Origin of the sequence: Streptomyces sp. NPDC051217, assembly GCF_044455465.1 — a bacterium.
In the GTDB taxonomy this organism is placed as follows: Bacteria; Actinomycetota; Actinomycetes; order Streptomycetales; family Streptomycetaceae; genus Streptomyces.
Genome location: NZ_JBITEV010000007.1, coordinates 1 through 18,832 on the forward strand (window position 1 = coordinate 1; position 18,832 = coordinate 18,832).

An 18,832-nucleotide genomic window follows, 5' to 3' on the forward strand; every position below is an offset into this window, starting at 1 on the left:
CAGCGCACGCGGCGTGCTGCGGCTGCTCCAGGAGACCGTACGGATCCACGGCCGCACCGTCGTCATGGTCACCCACGACCCGGTCGCCGCCTCCTACGCGGACTCCGTACTCTTCCTCGCCGACGGCCGCCTGGCCGGACATCTCAACAGGCCGACCGTCGACGCCGTCGCCGAGCGCCTCGCGCACCTCGGAGACACCGTCAACCACCAGATGCCCGTGGGGGTGTGAGCGATGTTCACTCTGGCCATGCGCTCCCTCGTCCAGCGCCCCGGGCGCCTCATCGCGACCCTGCTCTCCGCGTTCCTCGGCTCCGTCATCATCATGTCGTTCAACTCGATGCATGACACGGCCCGTGGCGCGAACATCGACGACCGCAGCTCCGAAACCCTCACCACCGCCGCGACGGTGGTCGGCGGCTACGGCACACTTCTCGTCTTCTTCGCCATCGCCTCCACCCTCACCGTCAACGTCCGCCAGCGCAGCGAGGAGATCTCGCTGCTGCGCAGGACCGGTGCGACGCCGGCCCAGATCAAGCGGATGATCGTCGTCGAGTCGGCCGTCGTCGCGGTCGTCAGCATGCTGCTGGCGATCCTGCCCGCCAGAATCGGCGGCGAGCAGTTGCTCAACGTCTTCAAGGACACCGACCAGGTGGCCGGGAGCGTGGACTTCGTCTTCGGTCCGATCGCCCTGGCCGCCGGGGTGAGCGTCGGTCTGATCGCCGCGATCGGCGCCTCGTTCCTCGCGGTCCGCCGGGCCACGAAGGCGGCGGCGGGCGGCACGGAGCCGCGTGGCCGGGGACGTGACATCGCCGGCTTCGCCGCCCTTCTCCTCGGCATCGGCAGTGTCGGCTCCACCTTCGCTTTCGACAAGACGGACGACGCGCTCATGGCGGCCCCCGCCTACGGTGCGATCCTCGTCTCCGTGGGATTCGCGGTCTTCTCACCGGTCCTGCTGAAGTTCCTGCTCGGCAAGCTGGCACGGCCGATCACCGTGCTCACCGGCGCGAGCGGTTATCTGACCGTCCACAACATGCGCCAACGGGCCGCGCAACTGTCCGGCGTGCTCATGCCGCTGATCCTCTTCATCGGCATGGCCACGGCCACCCTCTACATGCAGGCCGTCCAGAACGACGAGCTGGACACCTCGGGCATCACCCGGTCCGTCGACGACAAGAGCCTCGAAACGCTCAACTTCGTGGTGGTCGGGATCATCGTGGTCTTCGCCTGCATCATGCTGATCAACACGCTGTACGCGGCGACCACTTACCGCACCAGGGAGTTCGGCCAGCAGCGCCTCGCCGGGGCCACCCCGGCCCAGGTGCTCCGCATGGTCGCCATCGAGTCCCTGGTGCTGACCGTGACCGGCGCCTTCTTCGGCACGATCGCCGCCGCGGCCGGAGCCGTCCCGTTCAGCATCGTCCGGGTCGACGCGGTCCTGCCAGGCCAGGGGCCGGGGATCTGGCTGGCCATCGTCGGGATCGGTGCCGCGGCGACGGTCATCACCAGCGTCGGTACCGCGTACCGCGCACTGCGCACCCCAGCCGTCGAGGCGGTGTCGCTCGCCGCCTGATGCAACCCCCCGCTCAGGCGCGGAGACGACACTCGCTCACGCCGCAAAGGGCAGTCGCATCCAGCGACTGCCCTTAGTGGCGTTCCCAGGGACCCGCCAAGCTCTTGCCGAACCGCCCGCGGGCGGGACTCAGGCCGACTCGGAACCGTTGATCTTCTCTATGGCCTGCCGGGCGTGTTCGCCCGGAGTGCGGCCCGCGAGCGCCGACACGGGGGTCGGCGGTGGCGGCGCACCGACGGGCCGACCGGGTTCCTGCGGGGGCTTCGCGTGCGAGGCCGAGCGGCTGCGCAGCCGGTGGCTGACCGCCTCGTCGAGACTCACGGGACGCTGCATCTGGTGCGCCAGGCGCCCGGCCTCCTGACCGAGCGCGGCGATGTCCTCCCACTGGAGACGGACGACGAGACGGAGTTCGGCCTCGCCGTCCGGGAGGGCTTGCAGATTGCTGAAGTCGTTCATGGGCCGGTCTCCTCGACGTGGCAGGGGCGAAGGTGCACAGAGGGATACGGGCGTCTCCCCCGGCATGTTCAGGAACCCGGCCCCGGTACGCTGATCGTTCTATGCGCCGCTTCCCCCACACCGGCCCTACGCACCGCGGCCGGTCCGCCGTCCTCGCGGCTCTGGCCGTCGTGACGGCCCTCGCGGGCGCCGCGGGCTGCGCGGCTGAGACCGGGGCGCGGGACGGCGGTCCGGCGCCCGCCCTCTCGCCGCCGGTCAGCTCGGCGCCGCTGTGGCCCGACTACGCGCCGCCGGTGCCGCCGACGGAGGGGGACGCCGAGGCCAAGCGGGCCCTCCAGCGGTATCTGCCGGTGAAGAACGTCACCGTACCGGCGGGCGGGCTCAGGAAACTGTCGGTGCGGCAGCTGCTGACGAACGACCCCAACGTGCCTGAGTTCGTACGGGCGGCGGTACGGAACTGCCCGGGAGCCACGTGCGGTCTGCGCGACCCCGTCTACAAGGACCTGACCGCCGACGGACGGGACGAGCTGGTCGTGGCGCTGGACGAACCGGCCTCCGGCCTGACACTCGTCCAGGTCTACCGGGCCTCGGGCGACACCGTACGGCCGGTGTTGATCAGCTGGGGGCCGGTCGGTCTCACCGGCGAGACCTTCGGCACGGACCTGATCCTCACGTCGGCCGGTCAGAACGGCCGGGTCACCACCCGCTACCGGTGGAACGGTGACGTGATGACCGTCGAGAATCCGTGGAACACCTCGGACGACGCGCGGGCGCCCGACCCGCTGGCTCCCGAGACGGCCGCGCCGAGCGAGAGGAAGCCCGTTCCACAGCCGCCGCGTGCCGACACGGACGCGACCGTCGGCACGGACAGCGGGGGGCGGACACCGTGATGAGGTCGGCACGTCCGTCGCCGCCCGCCACGGCGGCGGAGGCGCATCTGCTGCTGGTCGAGGACGACGAGGTGATCCGCAGCACCGTCCGGATGCTCCTCGAACGGTACGGATTCACCGTGTCCACGGCGGGCGACGGGCTCACGGGGCTGGAGATGTTCCGCGAGACGGACCCCGATCTGCTGCTGCTCGATGTCATGCTGCCCGACCTCGACGGCATCGGACTGTGCCGCCGGGTACGGGAGTTGAGCCTCGCACCGATCCTGATGATGTCCGCGCGCGGTGACGCCCTCGATGTCATCGCGGGGCTGGAGGCGGGCGCCGACGACTATGTGGTCAAGCCCTGCGAGAGCGCGGTCCTCGTCGCCCGGATCCGTTCCCTGCTGCGCCGGGTCTCCTTCTCGCCCGCCGGAGCGGGCGCGCCCGCCGGGGCGGGCAACCGCGCGGGCGACGGTGGGCGGGAGGACTCCGCCGTGCTGGCTTTCGGCGATCTGACGGTCGACACCCGGGGCATGGAGGTACGGCGCGCCGGACAGGCCGTCGCGCTGACACCGACCGAGCTGCGGATGCTCCTCGAATTCGCTGGTTCTCCCGGCGTCGTACTGGAGCGCCGGACCCTGCTCAGCCGGGTGTGGGACCAGGCCTGGCACGGTGACACCCGGGTCGTCGACCTCCATGTGCAGCGCCTGCGGGCGAAGATAGGCGCCGACCGGATCGAGACGGTCCGCGGCTTCGGCTACAAGTTGCGGCGCTGACCATGCCTCTGAGATGGCGGATCGCGGCTCTGGTGGCGGCTGCCGCGTGCGCGGTCGCCGCGGCGGTCGGCGTGCTGGTGCACGAGTTCTCCCGGGACCGTGAGCTGTCGCAGGCGCGGGAGGCCGCCCGTGTCACTCTCGACCGGGCCGCGGTGACGTACGCCCGTGCCGGCGACGTCCAGGGGTCGGGCGCGGCCCTCGACGCACCGGGGCTGCCGGGTGGTCTGCGGGATCTGGTCGCGAAGGGGCGCCGGGGAACGGAGTTCACGACCGGGTCCGACGGGCCCGCGATGTGGGCGGCCCGGCCCGCCGGAAGCCGGGTGCTGTCCGTACGCGTCGACATGACCGGCACGATGCGCGACATCGGCGCCCTTGACGCCAGCATCGTCGTGGCCGGGCTGATCACCACCGCCGTGGTGCTGCCGCTGGGCGTGCTCACCGCCGCGCGGATGAGCCGCAGGCTGCGTACGGCGGCCGGTACCGCGCGCCGTATCGCCGCCGGGGATCTGGACGCGCGGATCGCGGCGGGGACTCGGCCCCGGGACGAGATCGCCGACATCTCGACGGCCGTGGACACGATGGCCGGCGCTCTCCAGAAGCGGCTACTCGGCGAGCAGCGCTTCACCGCCGATGTGGCGCACGAACTGCGTACGCCGCTGATGGGGCTGGTGACGGCGGCCGAGTTGCTGCCGGAGGGTGAGGCGGCCGGATATGTGCGTGACCGGGTGCGCGTGCTGAGCACGCTGGTCGAGGAGTTGCTGGAGATATCCCGGCTGGACGCGGGGGCCGAGCACGCGGATCTGTCGCCGTGTCCCGTGGGTCCGCTGGTGCGCGAGGTGGTGGCGCGCGCCGGACTGGAGGCGAAGGTCCTGGAGGAGACCGGGGCGGAAGGGGAGCCCGCTTCCGTGCGGACGGACTCGCGGCGACTCGAACGTATCCTCACCAATCTGGTGGTCAACGCGCACCGGCACGGCCGGGCCCCCGTCGTGATCACGGTGTCGGAGGACGGCAGGGCCGTGGCCGTACGCGACCACGGTCCCGGCTACCCCCGGAGCCTGCTCGACGACGGACCTCAGAGGTTCCGGACCGGCGCCCGCGAGCGCGGTACGGGTCATGGGCTCGGCCTCACGATCGCGCTCGGCCAGGCCCAAGTCATCGGCGCCGCACTGGAGTTCGGCAACGCGCCCGACGGCGGCGCGCTCGCCACACTCCGGCTGCCCGAGCGGACGTGTCCGGCGATCGGGGACGAACCCCCCGTCGAGGCACACCCGTTGGACCGCTGATACACGGCTGATACATCTCCGCGCGGCAGCCGACACGTTCCTTCGCCCTGACGAAGATCTTCGAGGCGAAGGATGACGCCATGCGTATGCGTCTCCGTCGTCTCCTCACCTGGCGCAAGGCCCTGGTCGCCTTCGTCTCCCTGTGTCTTCTGGTCCTCGCGGCCTTCACCGTGCTGTACCTGGTCATCGACATCCCGAGACCCAACGAGCAGGCGAAGGCGCAGAGCAACGTCTACTTGTTCGGCGACGGCAGCAGACTCGCCCGTACCGGCGAGGTCAACCGCGAGTCGGTACCGCTCGACAGGGTGCCCGAGGATGTGCGGCGGGCGTTCGTCGCCGCCGAGAACAAGGACTTCTACAGCGACTCCGGTGTCTCCCTCTCCGGCACGGCGCGCGGTGTCTTCAGCACGCTGACCGGCGGCGGCAAGCAGGGCGGCTCGACCATCACCCAGCAGTATGTGAAGAACTACTACCTCAGCCAGGAGCAGACGGTCACCCGCAAGGTGAAGGAGTTGTTCATCTCCCTCAAAGTGGACCGGCACAACTCGAAGGACGACATTCTCGCGGGATATCTCAACAGCAGTTACTACGGCCGGCTCGCTTACGGCGTGCAGGCGGCCGCGCGCACGTACTACGGCAAGGAGGTCGAGGACCTCGACGTCCAGGAGGGCGCGTATCTCGCGGCGCTGCTCCAGGCGCCCAGCCAGTACGACTGGGCAGTCGCCTCCCCCGCCGACAAGAAGAAGGCCAAGGCGCGCTGGGGCTATGTGCTGGACAACATGGTCGGTGAGGGGTGGCTCGACAAGGACGACCGGCGGCGGATGCGTTTCCCGGTGCCCGTGGCGCCCAAGGCGTCGGCGGAGCTGGCCGGAGAGGCCGGCTATCTGGTGGACACCGCCCGGCGCGAGCTGATCGAAGCGGGAGTCGGCGAACAGGAACTGGCCGGCGGCGGCTGGCGGATCACTCTCAACATCGAGCCGGACAGGCAGCGGGCGCTGCGCGAGGCGGTGACCGCCGGGCTCACCTCGACCGACCGCGGTTCGGAGCCGAAGGCGCCACGGCGGGATCCGGACCGGCAGGCGGGCGCGGTGTCCGTGGATCCGGAGTCCGGGCGGATCGTGGCGCTCTACGGCGGCGACGACTACTTCAAGCACTACCTGAACAACGCGACACGCGCCGACTACCAGGCGGGTCCTACGTTCGCGCCGGTGGTTCTCGCCTCGAAGATCGAGGCCAAGGAGAACCGCCGTTCGAGGGCGGACCAGGACATGATCAGGCAGACCGCGAAGAAACTGGGGATGACGGCGGACCCGGCCGGATTCGCCGCGCCGCAGGCGACGTCCCTCGGGCTGATGGGCGCGAGTCCGCTGGAGATGGCCGGGGTCCACGCCACCCTGGCCAACGACGGCAAGAAGGTCACCCCGTCGATCGTGAAGTCCGCGCGGCGCGGCGACCGGACCGTCGATCTGCCGGACGCTACCGGCGACCGGGTGGTCGGCAGCGCGTCCGCGGCGTTCGCGCACGCTTCTGCCCCGGGTGCACCACGGTCGGCCGAAACCAAGGGGCCGGACATGTCGGTTCCACCGCTGGGGGGTGCCGCCGAGGTGAGTGACCACACGGGTGCCTCGGGCCACACGGACGACAGAAAGGCGGAGTGGTTCATCGGCTCGACTCCGGACGAAGTGACCTCGATCGCGCTGTTCGGGGAGAGCGCCAGGACGGGGAAGCAGGTCACGCTCCAGGGTGTCGAGGACGACCCCACGGAGCGCGTCTGGGGTGCCTACCTCAAGGCGACGGTCTCCGAGCCGATTGAGAGGAAAGGTTCTTGACGGTACGTCAGGGAGAAGTGCGGCCCGCCCCGCCCCACTCCCGTTCGAAGGGCGGGACGGCGCACACCGTCCGTCACATCGGCCTCCGGCAGTCAGTCGCCGGCCCCGGGCCGCTCGTCCAGCTCGTCCGGGAACTCCCGGTCGCCGGCGCGGGGTGTCTGCGGGCCGTGACCCGTCATGATGACCGTCTGCTCGACCCGTACCATCCGGAACACGTCCTCCGCGATGATCACCTGGTCCTCGCCACGTTCCACCGCGTCGGCCGCCCGGCCGAAGCGGCCGGCGAACTCCCCGGCGTGCGCGGCACGTGCGCGCAGGACGGCGCCGAGATCGAGCCGCGCCTCCTCCTCGAAGGGCACGGCCGGGAACAACTGCCGCCAGCCGCCGTCCTCGTGGACCATGGCGGAGTAGGCCGTGTAGTGGGAGACGGACATCCGCTCCCATTCGGGACCGTCCACCCGGAACTCCTTCCGGAGCTCCTCCTCACGCTTCCCGATCTCCAGCAGCCGCCGGGCCGCCGCGTCGTCGAATCCCTCTTCTGCGCTCGCGTCCATGCCCCCAGCGTGCCGCACCCCACGGCACAGGGCGCGCGGATTCAGCTATATGCCGAGGTCTATATGCCGGGGTCAGGGGTCCAAACTCCGGTGCGCGCGACGTCTGCGGCGAGCTCGGTGAAGTCCCTGGGCCCACGGTCCAGAGCCTCCTCGACACCGTGCACGAGGTGCGCGTGGCGCCCGTCGGTGATCAGCTCGAAAAGGTCGGCGAAGTCCTCCGGAGCGCCGGCCGACACGAGGAAGTCGCGGTAGTCCTCAAGCTCGACAGGCGCGTAGGTGATCTCCCGGCCGGTGGCCTTGGACAGTTCGGCCGCGATCTCCGCGAAACCGAGCAGCCGGGGTCCCGAGAGCTCGTACGTCCTGCCGATGTGGCGGTCGTCGGTCAGCGCCGCGACGGCGACGTCCGCGACGTCGTCCACGTCGACGAAGGCTTCGACCGCGTCGCCGGTCGGCAGTGCCGGCTCTCCCGTGAGCACGGGCTCCAGGAAGAAGCCCTCGTTGAAGTTCTGGCTGAACCAGCTCGCCCGGACGACGGTCACCTCCCCGCCGCTGTCCCGCACCTTGCCCTCGGAGATCCGGGCGCCTTCCTCCCCCCGCCCGAAGAACAGGACCCGCCGGCGCGCGCCCTTGGCGACGGCACGCTCCGCGAACGCGCCGACGGACTCGGCCGCGAGTAAGCGTGCGTCCAGGGCGTACCGTCGGGATGTCCGGATCCTGAGCGCCCGCCCTGACCTGTTTCCGACCGCCGCGCGGGCGATCAGTCCTGTACGGCCGCCAGTTCGCGAACCGTCGCCATGTCGCTGAACGGGATCAGCGTGTCGCCGACGGTCTGGTACGGCTCACTGCCCTTCCCCGCGATCAGCACGATGTCGTTCCTGCCCGCCGCCGACAGGGCGAACTCGATGGCCGCGCGGCGGTCGGCGTTCCGCTCGAAGCGGGCTCCGGTGGCCACCAGACCGGGAGTGATCTGGTCGAGGATCGCCTCGGGGTCCTCGTGCCGGGGGTTGTCCGAGGTGAGTACGCAGAGGTCGGAGTGGGTGCCCGCGATCTCGCCCATCCGCGCGCGCTTGGTGATGTCACGGTCCCCGCCGCAGCCGAACACGGTGATGACCCGCTCCGTGGCGAAGTCCCGGATGGTGCTCAGTACCTTGTCGAGCGAGTCCGGGGAGTGCGCGTAGTCCACGATGACCGACGTGCCGCGCGGGGTCTCGAAGCGTTCGAAGCGCCCGGGGATCGGGGGCATCCGGTCGAGCGCCGTGACGAGTCCGCGCAGGTCGTGCCCCAGGAGGTGGCAGGCGGCGACGGTGGCGAGCGCGTTGGCGACGGAGAACCGGCCGGGAACGGGGATCGCCGCCGGGTACTTGCGGCCCGCGTGGTGCAGGGTGAAACGCGTACCGAAGGCGTCCATCGTGAGATCGGTCGCCCGGTAGTCGGCGTCGGTGTCCAGCGCGTACGTGGTCACCGCGCCGGGCATGAGGGCTCCGATCCCGGCGCCCACCGCGTCGTCGGCGTTCACCACGGCCCGTCGGCAAAGTCCTTGGAACAGGCGGAGTTTGGCGTCCCGGTAGTTCGCCATGGTGCCGTGGTCGTCCAGGTGGTCCTGCGTGAGGTTGGTGAAGATGCCGACGTCGATGTACGAGTGGTCCACCCGGTGCGTCAGCAGCCCCATGGACGTGGCCTCCAGAACGACGGTGCGCACGTCGCGGTCGCGCATGACACCGAGCAGGTACTGGAAGTCCGGCGACTCCGGGGTGGTGAGCACCGACCGGGGCATGGGGATCAGTTCGTCCCCGATGCGGCTGCCCGCCGTGCCGATGACACCGACCAGGGCCCGCTCGGCGATCCGCAGCACGGACTCGACCATGTACGACACCGATGTCTTGCCGTTGGTCCCGGTGACGGCGACCATGTCCATCGCGAGGCCGGGGTCCCCGTGGTAGCGGGAGGTGACGAGGGCGGCGGCGGTACGGGTGTCCGGGACGCGTACGACGCAGACGGCCGGGTCCGACGCCCAGGCGGCCACCGGCAGTTCGGGGGTCGCGGCGTCGACGAGTACGGCGACGGCGCCGCGTGCGAGCGCTGGTCCGACGGATTCGGAACCGCCCTCGCGGTGGCCGGGGACCGCGATGAACAGCGATCCGGGTGACACCCGGTCGGCGTCGAAACAGGCTCCGGCGGTGATGGCCGTATCGGGGTCGCCCTGCAGAATCTCGTGGTCGTGCCCGGCGAGCAATTCGCTCAGCTTCACAGGGGATCCTCTCGAAGGTACGGCTCGGCCACCGTGCGGCGGTCACCGTGGAGGCGCCGACGGCACGCCGGAGCGTCGCGGGGGTGGGGCGCGGGGGTGGGGCGCGGGTGCGGGGTGCGGAGTGCTGGTGTCGCTGGGGAGCGCGATGCGGCGGGGGGAAGCGGGCGGCTCTGCACGAGAGTGCGTTCGAGAAGAGGACGCCTCGGGGCGGAATCCCACCGGGCGTCGGAGGCCGTCAGTCGGCGTCGACGTTGCTAGCCGTGGCCGTGCAGGGCGTGGCACAGCGCGAGCGAGGCCGGTCGGGGGCCCTCCGTCGCGACATGTGTAGTACCCATGAGCGCAGTGTACGGCCCGTACGGCCCTCTCGACTCCGCCGTCCCGCGGAGAAGATGCCGGGAGCGGGCGCGGTGGGAGACGCGGGAACGCCCACGGCCGGTGGCCGTGGGCGTTCCGTGTGTGTTCTCCGGCCGCCGCGCAGTGGGCGGGCGGCCTGCTCTCAGACCTTCTGGCCGGTCCCGCCGCCCCCGCCCGCCGCGACCTTGATGCCGCCGGTGATCTCGTCCATCACGGGCAGTTCGGGGGCCTTGTCGTTGATGTCGAATCCGGAGCGCACGATGATCAGCATGTCCTGTGCGCCGGGGGCGGGCGACGGGAAGGCGAGCGACTGCACGTACCCGTCGTCACCCTTGCCGGTGACGACCTTCCACCGCACCAGATAGCCCTTCTTGCCGGCGACGGTCACCGCCTCGGACTTCAACTCCGTGTGCGAGGAGATCTCCCCGTAGCTCTCGCCGCCGTAGGACTCCTCGGCGTTCTTCTTGATGTCGCTCTCGGCCGCCGCCTTGGCGGTGGTGGCCTTGATCTCCAGCGCCACCGCCGGGAGGGAGTTGACCCCGCCGCGTACACAGGACTCGTCCGGGTTTCCCGGGCACGGGTGCTCCCCGGTGCTCACCCCGGCGCCGACCGGGCCCGACTGGCCGGTCCAGCCGTCCGGCACCGGGATGCTGATGCCGCTGGCCATGTCGGTGGCGTAGCCGTCCTCGGTCGGTATCTCCTGCTGGGGTCCGCCCTCCCCGCCCTCGCCCTCGCCCTCGCCGCCGTCGGGCGCCCGGGGGTCGCCGGGCGGCCGTGAGTCGCCCGGGGCCGGCCGGTCCTCCTGGCCGGGCCTGCTGGGACCGGTGGAGGGGTTCGTGCTCGCCTTGTCCACCGAGCTGTCGTCGTTGTCGCCGAGGAGGAGGAAGCCACCGACGACTGCCAGCACCACCACGGCCGCCGTGGCGGCCAGGGCGATCCGTCGGCCGCGCCTGTTGCCGGGCGTGGGTGGCGCCGCCGGGTAGGGCGGGATGCCGGGCGAGCCCAATTCGGAAGGCGCGCTCCAGGCCGCGGCCGAGTCGGGCCGGGCCATGTCGGTCCAGGCTGATCCGTCCCACCACCGTTCCTGGAGCGGGCCTTCACCTTCATGTCCTGGGTCCGGATACCAGCCGGGCGGAGTCGTCTGCGTCACGCACTCACCATAGGCATATGGTCCGACAAGGCTGGTGAGAGGCCCATGAGAAATCGGCGGACTTCACGCCCCGGCCGGTCGCACGATGCCGCGGATCACCCCCAGCGACACCAGGTCCTGGGGACGCACCCTGAGCTGGTCGGCCGTCGCGCGGGTCTCCTCGGGGGGCCGTTTGAGGATCGCCGTCGCCAGTTCGGGTGCGATGACGGAGAAGTAACTGTCCGGCGTGGCCCAGGTGTTGCCGGGAGCCGCCAGCGCCAGTGCCCCGCCCGAACCGCCTTCGCCGATCAGCAGACTGGTGACGGGCACGCGGGCGGTGGCCACCGCGGCGAACAGGTCCGCGATCGCGGCTCCCGCCCCGGAGCGTTCCGCCTCCGCGTCGTTCGCGGCGCCCGGTGTGTCGATGAGCGTGAGGACGGGCAGACCCAGCCGGTCCGCGAGCCGGACCAGCCTGGCCGCGGTGCGGTAGCCGGCCGGGAGGGTCGCGGTGCCGCACTGGGCGGCGTACGCGACCGTACGGCCGTCGCGCACGCCGAACCCGCACAGCGTGCCGGGGTCGGTGCCGCCGGTACGGTCGCCGTTGACGGACTCGCGGGTGGTGAAGTACGCGTCCAAGTACGCCTCGGCGCGGGGCCGTTGCGGGTCGCGTGCCAGACTCACCGCGTCCCAGCCGGTGGCGGGAGGGACCGCGTGCCCGAGCGCGGCTGGCGGCTCGGCCGCCGGCACCGGGCCGGGGCCGTCCCCGCCGGTGCCGCCCGTCAGCAGCGCCAGCCAGCGGCCGACGGTGTCCCGCAGGTCCTCGGGCCTTACCACCGCGTCGATATGACCGGCCGTCAGCTGCGCCTCGGCGGTGTACGCGTACGGGTCGGCGTCCGGCGGCCGTACGCGCGAGCCCGCGAACCCGATCTGGGCGCCCGGCAGGGCCAGGATCACATCCGCGCCCGCCCCGAGGGTGGCCCAGCCACCGCCGGTCGTCGGGTCGCGCACCACCGCGATCTGGGGCAGGCCGGCCGCCCGGGTCAACGCCGACTGCCCTGCCACGCGCTGGAGTTGGAGCAGTGCGAGCATGCCCTCCTGCATGCGGCTGCCACCGGTCGCGATCAACGAGACGACGGGCAGCCGCCGCTCGCGGGCATGGGTGTACGCGGCCTCCAGCCGGTCCCCGGTGCGCTCCCCCAGCGATCCGCCGAGATAGCCGAACTCGAAGGAGATCAGGACCGCTTCGGTGCCGCCGACGCGCGCGGTGCCGCAGATGACGGACTCGTCCTCACCGGTGCGTGTCGCCGCGCGCGCTCGGGACTCGTCGTACCCCTGCCAGGCGAGTGGGCCGTCCGGGGCGGAGGTGTTCTTCGGCGTGGGCAGTTCGGTGAAGGCGGGCGGCGTCGGCGGACCGCCCCGCACGGTCGCCCCGGTGAGGAAGCCGATCGCCTGTCGGGCGCTCATGCGCTCAGCCATGGAGGGCCCGCTTCATGATCTTTCCCATGTCGTTGCGGGGCAGTGCCTGGAGATACCGCACGGTGCGCGGCCTCTTGTGCGAGGCGAGCTGGGCAGCGACGTGCGCCGCCAATTCCTCGGCCGACGGCGGGGCATCGGCCTGTACGGGGACGATCCAGGCGACGATCCGCTCCCCCAGGTCCTCGTCGGGCTCCCCGGTGACGGCCGCCTCCCGCACCCCCGGATGCTCCAGCAGCACGTTCTCGATCTCGCCCGCGCCGATCTTGTAGCCGCCGCTCTTGATCAGGTCGGTGGCCTTGCGGCCGACGATACGGACGTAGCCGTCGGGGTCGCGGATCGCCATGTCCCCCGTGCGGAACCAGCCGTCGTCGAAGGCGGCCTCCGTGGCGTCCGGGCGGTTCAGATACTCGGTGAAGAGGTTCGGGCCGCGCACCTGGATCTCACCGACGGTGTCGCCGTCGTACGCGGTGATCTCGGCGCCCGCCTCGTCGACCAGGCGCAGTTCGACTCCCGCCAGTGGCACGCCGACGGTGCCGGCGCGGGGCTCGCCGTCCGCGCGCACGCTGGTGTTCATCAGGGTCTCGGTCATCCCGTAGCGCTCGATGACGCGGCGTCCGGTGGCCGCCCCGATGCGCTCGTGGTCGTGCACGGGCAGCGCGGCCGATCCCGACACCAGCAGGCGCGCGCCCGTGAGGGCCTTCGCGAGCTCCGGATCGTCGGCGAGGGCTTCGGCGATGCGGTGGTACATCGTCGGTACGCCGAAGAGCATCGTGGCCCCGGAGGACAGCTCACGGGCCACCCCGTCCGTGGAGAACCTGCCGAGATGGCGCACCGAGCCGCCACGGCGCAGGGGGCCGAGGATGCCGAGGATCAGGCCGTGGACATGGAAGAGCGGCAGCGCGTGGACGAGTACGTCGGCGTCGGTCCACTGCCAGGCGTCCTCCAGCGCGTCCAGGGTGGCGGCGACGGCGAGGCGGGGCAGGACGACGCCCTTGGGCGGTCCGGTGGTGCCCGATGTGTAGACGATCAGCGCGGGTGATTCCGGGGACGGCTCGGCGGGCAGCGCCCGGTCCCCGGTGTCGGCGACATCGGTGAGGTCGGTGTCGACTCGCGTCAACTCGGCCAGGATCGGGGGCAGTTCGACGCCCGGTTCGGCGAGGACGAGGGCCGGCGAACTGTCCGTCACGATGTGCGTCAGCTCCCGCTCACCCGTCTTGGGGTTCACCGGCACCACGGGCACTCCCGCCAGCAGCGCTGCCACCACGCCCACCGCCGTACCGAGGGTGGGCGTGGCCCAGACGGCGACCCGTGGCGCGCCGGCGATCCGGGCGGCCAGGGCACCGGCCACCGTGGCCAGTTCGGCGTGGCTCAGTGCCTGGTCGCCGAAGCGCAGTGCGGGCCGGGTGGAACGCGCCGCGAGGGCCGGGAAGAGAGGGGACACGCGTCGTTCTCCTTGCTGTCGACGAGTCTGACCGGTCGTCATGGCGACGGGGTCATCCGAAGCCTGGCACGACGAGCACGAGCCATACGGCCGCGGGTACCACCGCCACCACGATGCCTCCGTACACCATCAACTGCCGGAAGAAACGCTCCCGGTCGACATCCGGGGCCGCCGCCAGTACCAGGGCTCCGTTGGTGGAGAAGGGACTGACGTCCACGACGGTCGCGGAGACGGCGAGCGCGGCGATCATGCCCACCGCCCCGATCTCGCCCTGGGCGAGGAACGGCACCGCGAGCGGGATGAGCGCGCCCATGATGCCGACGGAGGAGGCGAAGGCGGAGATGACGGCGGCTATGTAGCAGAGCAGCACGGCGGCGAGCAGCGGCACTCCGATGTCGCCGACGGCGTTGCCCGCGTACTCGATGGTGCCCATCTCCTCCAGGACACCGACGTAGGTGAGGACACCGCAGATGAGCAGCACGGTCGGCCAGGCGACCTCGCCGACCGCCTTGCGGCTGGTGTCGGGCCAGAAGGCGCTCAGGATGACGGCGAGGGTGATGGCGCAGAGCCCGGCGTCGAGGTCGAGCACGAGGACGGCGACGACGAGTGCCGCGAGGGCGGCGAGCGTGGCGATACGGGGGGCAGTGAGGCCCGAGGCGTCGGCCGTGGGGGCACCGTCGGTGGTGTCCTTGTCGCTGCCGCCGCTCCCGGTGTCGAGGTCACGCCCCTTCAGCTGCAACCCGCCGAAGAGGACGAAGACGATCGCCGCGATGATCAGGTTGACGACGAGGGAGGCGAGGAACAGCACGAGTTCGTTCCCGGGCAGATTCTCGCGTTCCACCACCCCGTTGACGATCGAGCCGTAGATGCTGATCGGCGAGAAGCCGCCGGCCTGGGCACCGTGCACGACGAGCGCGCCCATCAGCAGCGGGCTGATCCCGTACCGCGCGGCGAAACTCAGCGCGATGGGCGCGACGATCGCCACGGCCGCCGGGCTGACTGCGCCGATCGCGGTCAGCGCTCCGGTGAGAGCGAACATCACCCAGGGGATGAGTGCTATCCGGCCGCGTACAAGCCGGATCGAGGCGTGCACCAGCCAGTCGGTGGTGCCGTTGGCGCGTGCGATGGCGAAGAGATACGTGACTCCGACGAGCACCACGAAGAGGTCGCCGGGAAATCCGGCGAAGATACCGTCCGCGTCCAGGTCGGCGACGAGTTCGCCGACTCCGAAGGCGGCGGCGAACGCGAGCGCGCCCATGTTGATCGAGCGGGTCGTGGCGATCACGAAGACGACCACGAGTACAAGGATCGAGATCAGTTCGGCGGACATCGGGGGCTCCCGTCCCTGGGTCCCGTTGATTACAGGCCAACCGGCATTGGCCAAGTGGCTGGACCACTTTGAACATCGGTCCACCGAGGCGTCAAGGGATACGACAGGAATTGGCTCAGCCACTTGGCCGCGGTGTTAGGCTGCGAAAGACCAGGTATGGGGGGTTCGTGTGTCCGACGCACTGCGGCCGATGACCCGGCCGCGACTGTACGAACAGGTTCTCGACAGGCTCCGGCGCCATGTGGCGGATGTCGATCTGCGGGCGGGCGACCGACTGCCGCCCGAGCGTGAACTCGCGGGGCGGCTCGGCGTCAGCCGCGCGTCCGTGAAGCAGGCGATCGTCGTCCTCGAAGTGCAGGGACTGGTCGAGGTACGGCACGGCGGCGGCACCTATCTCGTCCGCGACAGCCTCGACGCCGAGCCGGTCGAACGGCTCGTGGAACGCAAGCGCCGGCTGCCCGATGTCCTGGAAGCGCGTGAGGCGCTGGAGACCAAACTCGCCGAACTGGCCGCCGAGCGGCGCACGGCGGAGGATCTGACCGCGATGCGGGCGGCGCTCGATCACATGGCCGCCGAGATCGAGGCGGGCGATCACGGCGTCGAGGGCGACCGGCTCTTCCACGCGGCGGTGACGGCCGCGGCGCACAGCGGTCTGCTGGCCGAATTCATGCGGTCCATCGCGGAGCAGATCACCGAGAGCCGCAACGAGTCGCTGCGCCAGCCGGGCCGGCCCCAGCGGTCACTCGTCCAGCACCGCGCGATCCTCGAAGCGATCGAGGCACAGCGCGGGAAGGCGGCGGCGACGGCGATGCGCCGCCATGTACGGACGGTGGCGAAGGTACGGCTGCTGGACTGGGACCCGGGCGACGACGTCTGAGGCGCCCGGCACGGCCACTCCGAGACGCCCGGCACGGCCGGGCGGAGAATTGGGGAGCCCCGGCTGGTTCGGGGGATGGACCAGCCGGGGCCGCTGTGTGTGGTCGCGGAGTCGTCACTTTCCCCTCCGCGACCACGTAAAGATGAACGCTCAACCACGGTGCGGTGTTCCCCTTGCGCAGGTGGGGGGCTGTGAGCCGCGCCACGGACACGTCTTCCCGGGCGCCGGGCGGTCATTCCGGTACCGGGGGCGCGCCCCCGGGCGCACGGAGCGCCGCGTGATGGGATCGTGGACCCGGACCGGCCGGAGAGGCCGCCTGTCGGCCCCGCGTCTCAGAGCCTCGGCACGAACGAACGGATAGCACCCATGGGCGAGTTGCTCCTCATCAGACACGGCGAGACCGAGTGGTCGCTGTCCGGACAGCACACCAGCCACACGGATCTGCCGCTGACCGCCCACGGTGAGAGCCAGGCCCGCGCCCTGGTCTCCGTACTGGCCGACCGCCGGATCGGCGTGACCCTGGTCAGCCCGCTGGCGCGCGCCCGGCGCACCGCCGAACTCGCCGGGCTGCGGTCCACCCGCATCTGCCCCGACCTGCACGAATGGAACTACGGCGGATACGAGGGTGTGACCACCGAGGAGATCCGCCGTACCCGCCCGGACTGGAATCTCTGGACGGACGGAACCGTCGCGGGCCCCGGGGGGCACCTGGGCGAGAGCCCCTCCGACGTCAGCGACCGGGCGGACAGGGTGCTCGCCGAGGTTCACGCCGCCGCCGGGCGCGCGGGGGACGAGGACGTCGCCCTGGTGGGCCACTCCCACTTCCTGCGGGTGCTCACCGCGCGCTATCTGGGTCTCACCGCGGCCCAGGGCACGCTGTTCCGGCTGGAGACCGGGACGGTGTCCCGGCTCGGCACCGAACACGGCAATCCGGTCATCACGGCATGGAATCTGGTTCTTCCCGAGAGCCTGTTGCGCACCATCCAGGATCTGCCTCATACCGCCTGACAGTCGGCCGCACTCACAACATTCGTTCACATATACAGCCCCGTCGGTCACGGATGACCGGCGGGGCGTTGCTGTATGCAGCCTTCACCCCAAATGCACTTTCATGAATGTGAACCTCGTGAAGTTCCGCTGAATCTCTTGTTGCTTGACGTGGACACTTCTACTCTGATGCGACTCCAGCGCCACGCCCCCACCGAAACGGAGAAGTGAGACGTGCCCAGAATGAAGCGCACCGTCACCGTTCTCTCGGCCGCCGCAGCGATGTTGCTGACGGCTCCGAACGCGTACGCGGAAGTCGAACCCGGAGGGTGGACCTCGACCTCGCCCACCTTCAGCGTCCAGGAGAGGGGCTGCGGCCAGGTCGACAACCTGACCTTCACCCTCACCTGCTCCACCGCCAGCGGCGACCAGCGCGCCGAGCGCAGATACGCCACCTACACCGGAGGTAGCCGGCAGTTCGAGGGCTACTTCCGGATCGCGAGCATGGGCGGCACCCGCATCAGCCTCAAGCAGACGTTCAACGAATCGGCCTCCGGGCCCTTCTTCATGCTGGCCGGCGAGCGCGGCGGACGCCTGTACGCGGTCCACGGCGGCACCACCCTGTCCAACGCGGGCACGGTCGGCGCCACGGTCCGGGTGAACACCGTCCACCAGGTCGGCAGCCAGCACCGTACGTACATCAACGGGTCGCTGAAGCACAGCTACGCGAGCCCCGGCGGCAGCTTCTACGACAAGTTCGGCGCCTACCGCACGGACAGCGGCAGCGGGCCGGCCACCGTGGTGTGGAGCGGCGTCAAGTTCTGGCGCAAGTAAGGCAGTTGAGGCACCACCCGGTCCGGTGGCCGCATGCGCTCCGCGCGGTCACCGGACACCCCTCGACGACCCCCCGCGCACTCAGCCCGGCCCAGCCCGGAAGGACGGACGCCGTGCCTCTTCGACTCCGCGCCACGACCGCCGCCGCCCTCACCGCCCTCACCCTCCTGACGTCGGCGGGCTGCTCCTCCGCACCGGACGAGAAGGAGAAGCCGGAGACCACCGGGCGACTGGCGGCCACGCTCGACTCGCCCATCGACATCACGCTGCGCTGGAAGGACGACGAGCCGGGCGTAGCGGGGCGGACGGTGGAGTTCGCCACGGAGAAGGCCGGGCCGTACACGGTGCTGGAGTTCATGCCGCCGGGCCGTACGACGTACCGCCACCCGGATCTGATGCCCGAGACGCCCTTCTACTACCGGCTGCGCCCCTACTTCGGCCCGGCGTCCCCACCGGTGGAGGTCTCGCTGCCACCGGGTGAGCCCTCCGAAGAGGAGCTGAACGACAACCAGGAGTGGATGACTCCCCGTACCGTCCCAGGGCCGAAGGTGGGGACGGCGCCGCTGACGGCTCGGGACGCGCGCTCCGCCGAGGCGAACGCGGCTGCCGCCCCCACGGACTTCGAGCCGACCGTCATGCACGCGACCGGGATCGCGTTCACGTGGACGGACCGCGCCGCCGACGAGGACGGCCATCTGCTGGAGGTGGGGGGGGGGGGGGGGGCGCGCGCGACCGGCCGCGGCGCGCGGGGGGGGGGGCCGGCAAAATATATGGTTGTATAAACAGACCACCACGCAGCCGCGCCCGCCACCCCCCCGC

The 18,832-nt window shown here is 71.0% G+C and carries 17 protein-coding genes and 1 pseudogene; 10 read left to right on the top strand and 8 right to left on the bottom strand.

The features are described from left to right. Both ACIBBB_RS17535 and ACIBBB_RS17540 read left to right on the top strand, forming a co-directional pair. Positions 1-229: pseudogene (locus ACIBBB_RS17535) on the top strand (ABC transporter ATP-binding protein); the annotation flags it as partial. Between the two features lie 3 nt (positions 230-232). After that, the gene (locus tag ACIBBB_RS17540) at positions 233-1,570 is read left to right on the top strand and encodes an FtsX-like permease family protein (protein WP_398982803.1); all 1,338 of its coding nucleotides are present in this window, start codon (positions 233-235) and stop codon (positions 1,568-1,570) included. A 129-nt stretch (positions 1,571-1,699) separates the two neighbouring features. Here the strand turns inward: ACIBBB_RS17540 and ACIBBB_RS17545 are convergent, their stop codons facing one another. Continuing rightward, the gene (locus ACIBBB_RS17545; protein ID WP_398982805.1) at positions 1,700-2,026 is read right to left on the bottom strand and encodes a hypothetical protein; all 327 of its coding nucleotides are present in this window, start codon (positions 2,024-2,026) and stop codon (positions 1,700-1,702) included. 101 nt (positions 2,027-2,127) lie between these two features. Between ACIBBB_RS17545 and ACIBBB_RS17550 the strand changes: the two genes are divergently transcribed. The 4 genes from ACIBBB_RS17550 (at position 2,128) to ACIBBB_RS17565 (ending at position 6,783) form a co-directional block, all read left to right on the top strand. Next, the gene (locus ACIBBB_RS17550; RefSeq protein ID WP_398982807.1) at positions 2,128-2,916 is read left to right on the top strand and encodes a hypothetical protein; all 789 of its coding nucleotides are present in this window, start codon (positions 2,128-2,130) and stop codon (positions 2,914-2,916) included. Beyond that, a complete protein-coding gene (gene cseB / locus ACIBBB_RS17555) occupies positions 2,916-3,671 on the top strand; it encodes a two-component system response regulator CseB (protein WP_398982809.1) in 756 nt (251 codons plus the stop codon). The genes ACIBBB_RS17550 and cseB overlap by 1 nt, the downstream gene beginning before the upstream one ends. Positions 3,672-3,673: 2 nt before the next feature. Next, positions 3,674-4,954: an ATP-binding protein gene (locus ACIBBB_RS17560; protein WP_398982811.1), complete on the top strand. Its 1,281-nt coding sequence runs from the start codon at positions 3,674-3,676 to the stop codon at positions 4,952-4,954. Positions 4,955-5,034: 80 nt separating this feature from the next. Further along, complete coding sequence (locus ACIBBB_RS17565; RefSeq protein ID WP_398982813.1) at positions 5,035-6,783, top strand: transglycosylase domain-containing protein; 1,749 nt, start codon at positions 5,035-5,037, stop codon at positions 6,781-6,783. Positions 6,784-6,875: 92 nt separating this feature from the next. On the opposite strand, the gene ACIBBB_RS17570 is transcribed toward ACIBBB_RS17565, so the two are convergent. From ACIBBB_RS17570 to ACIBBB_RS17600, 7 genes are all read right to left on the bottom strand, one after another. Then, positions 6,876-7,337: a DUF5954 family protein gene (locus ACIBBB_RS17570; protein ID WP_398982815.1), complete on the bottom strand. Its 462-nt coding sequence runs from the start codon at positions 7,335-7,337 to the stop codon at positions 6,876-6,878. Between the two features lie 59 nt (positions 7,338-7,396). Beyond that, a complete protein-coding gene (locus ACIBBB_RS17575; RefSeq protein WP_398982817.1) occupies positions 7,397-7,897 on the bottom strand; it encodes a hypothetical protein in 501 nt (166 codons plus the stop codon). A 197-nt stretch (positions 7,898-8,094) separates the two neighbouring features. Beyond that, positions 8,095-9,585, bottom strand: a complete 1,491-nt coding sequence (locus tag ACIBBB_RS17580; RefSeq protein WP_398982819.1) for a UDP-N-acetylmuramoyl-L-alanyl-D-glutamate--2,6-diaminopimelate ligase — start codon at positions 9,583-9,585, stop codon at positions 8,095-8,097. 496 nt (positions 9,586-10,081) lie between these two features. Continuing rightward, on the bottom strand, positions 10,082-11,089 hold the full coding sequence (locus ACIBBB_RS17585) for a DUF2510 domain-containing protein (protein ID WP_398982821.1): 1,008 nt from the start codon (positions 11,087-11,089) through the stop codon (positions 10,082-10,084). Between the two features lie 63 nt (positions 11,090-11,152). Further along, a complete protein-coding gene (locus ACIBBB_RS17590) occupies positions 11,153-12,544 on the bottom strand; it encodes a carboxyl transferase domain-containing protein (RefSeq protein WP_398982823.1) in 1,392 nt (463 codons plus the stop codon). After that, positions 12,537-13,985, bottom strand: coding sequence for an acyl-CoA synthetase (locus ACIBBB_RS17595; RefSeq protein ID WP_398982825.1), 1,449 nt, complete (start codon positions 13,983-13,985; stop codon positions 12,537-12,539). The genes ACIBBB_RS17590 and ACIBBB_RS17595 overlap by 8 nt, the downstream gene beginning before the upstream one ends. Before the next feature lie 52 nt (positions 13,986-14,037). After that, entirely contained in the window at positions 14,038-15,315 is a 1,278-nt protein-coding gene (locus ACIBBB_RS17600) for an SLC13 family permease (RefSeq protein ID WP_398982827.1), read from the bottom strand. A gap of 169 nt (positions 15,316-15,484) precedes the next feature. On the opposite strand from ACIBBB_RS17600, the gene ACIBBB_RS17605 reads away from it, so the two are divergent. The 4 genes from ACIBBB_RS17605 (at position 15,485) to ACIBBB_RS17620 (ending at position 18,795) form a co-directional block, all read left to right on the top strand. Continuing rightward, the gene (locus ACIBBB_RS17605) at positions 15,485-16,192 is read left to right on the top strand and encodes a FadR/GntR family transcriptional regulator (RefSeq protein WP_398982829.1); all 708 of its coding nucleotides are present in this window, start codon (positions 15,485-15,487) and stop codon (positions 16,190-16,192) included. A gap of 366 nt (positions 16,193-16,558) precedes the next feature. Further along, the gene (locus tag ACIBBB_RS17610; protein WP_398982831.1) at positions 16,559-17,200 is read left to right on the top strand and encodes a histidine phosphatase family protein; all 642 of its coding nucleotides are present in this window, start codon (positions 16,559-16,561) and stop codon (positions 17,198-17,200) included. A gap of 222 nt (positions 17,201-17,422) precedes the next feature. Further along, entirely contained in the window at positions 17,423-18,013 is a 591-nt protein-coding gene (locus ACIBBB_RS17615; protein ID WP_398983381.1) for a hypothetical protein, read from the top strand. Positions 18,014-18,126: 113 nt separating this feature from the next. Next, a complete protein-coding gene (locus ACIBBB_RS17620; protein WP_398982833.1) occupies positions 18,127-18,795 on the top strand; it encodes a fibronectin type III domain-containing protein in 669 nt (222 codons plus the stop codon). Positions 18,796-18,832 lie beyond the last annotated feature (37 nt).

Coding starts and splice junctions, on each gene's coding strand:
- ACIBBB_RS17570 (WP_398982815.1), bottom strand. CDS start 7,337: ATGGACGCGAGCGCAGAAGAGGGATTCGACGACGCGGCGGCCCGGCGG.
- ACIBBB_RS17590 (WP_398982823.1), bottom strand. CDS start 12,544: ATGGCTGAGCGCATGAGCGCCCGACAGGCGATCGGCTTCCTCACCGGG.
- ACIBBB_RS17550 (WP_398982807.1), top strand. CDS start 2,128: ATGCGCCGCTTCCCCCACACCGGCCCTACGCACCGCGGCCGGTCCGCC.
- cseB (WP_398982809.1), top strand. CDS start 2,916: ATGAGGTCGGCACGTCCGTCGCCGCCCGCCACGGCGGCGGAGGCGCAT.
- ACIBBB_RS17540 (WP_398982803.1), top strand. CDS start 233: ATGTTCACTCTGGCCATGCGCTCCCTCGTCCAGCGCCCCGGGCGCCTC.
- ACIBBB_RS17565 (WP_398982813.1), top strand. CDS start 5,035: ATGCGTATGCGTCTCCGTCGTCTCCTCACCTGGCGCAAGGCCCTGGTC.
- ACIBBB_RS17560 (WP_398982811.1), top strand. CDS start 3,674: ATGCCTCTGAGATGGCGGATCGCGGCTCTGGTGGCGGCTGCCGCGTGC.
- ACIBBB_RS17615 (WP_398983381.1), top strand. CDS start 17,423: ATGAAGCGCACCGTCACCGTTCTCTCGGCCGCCGCAGCGATGTTGCTG.
- ACIBBB_RS17545 (WP_398982805.1), bottom strand. CDS start 2,026: ATGAACGACTTCAGCAATCTGCAAGCCCTCCCGGACGGCGAGGCCGAA.
- ACIBBB_RS17600 (WP_398982827.1), bottom strand. CDS start 15,315: ATGTCCGCCGAACTGATCTCGATCCTTGTACTCGTGGTCGTCTTCGTG.
- ACIBBB_RS17610 (WP_398982831.1), top strand. CDS start 16,559: ATGGGCGAGTTGCTCCTCATCAGACACGGCGAGACCGAGTGGTCGCTG.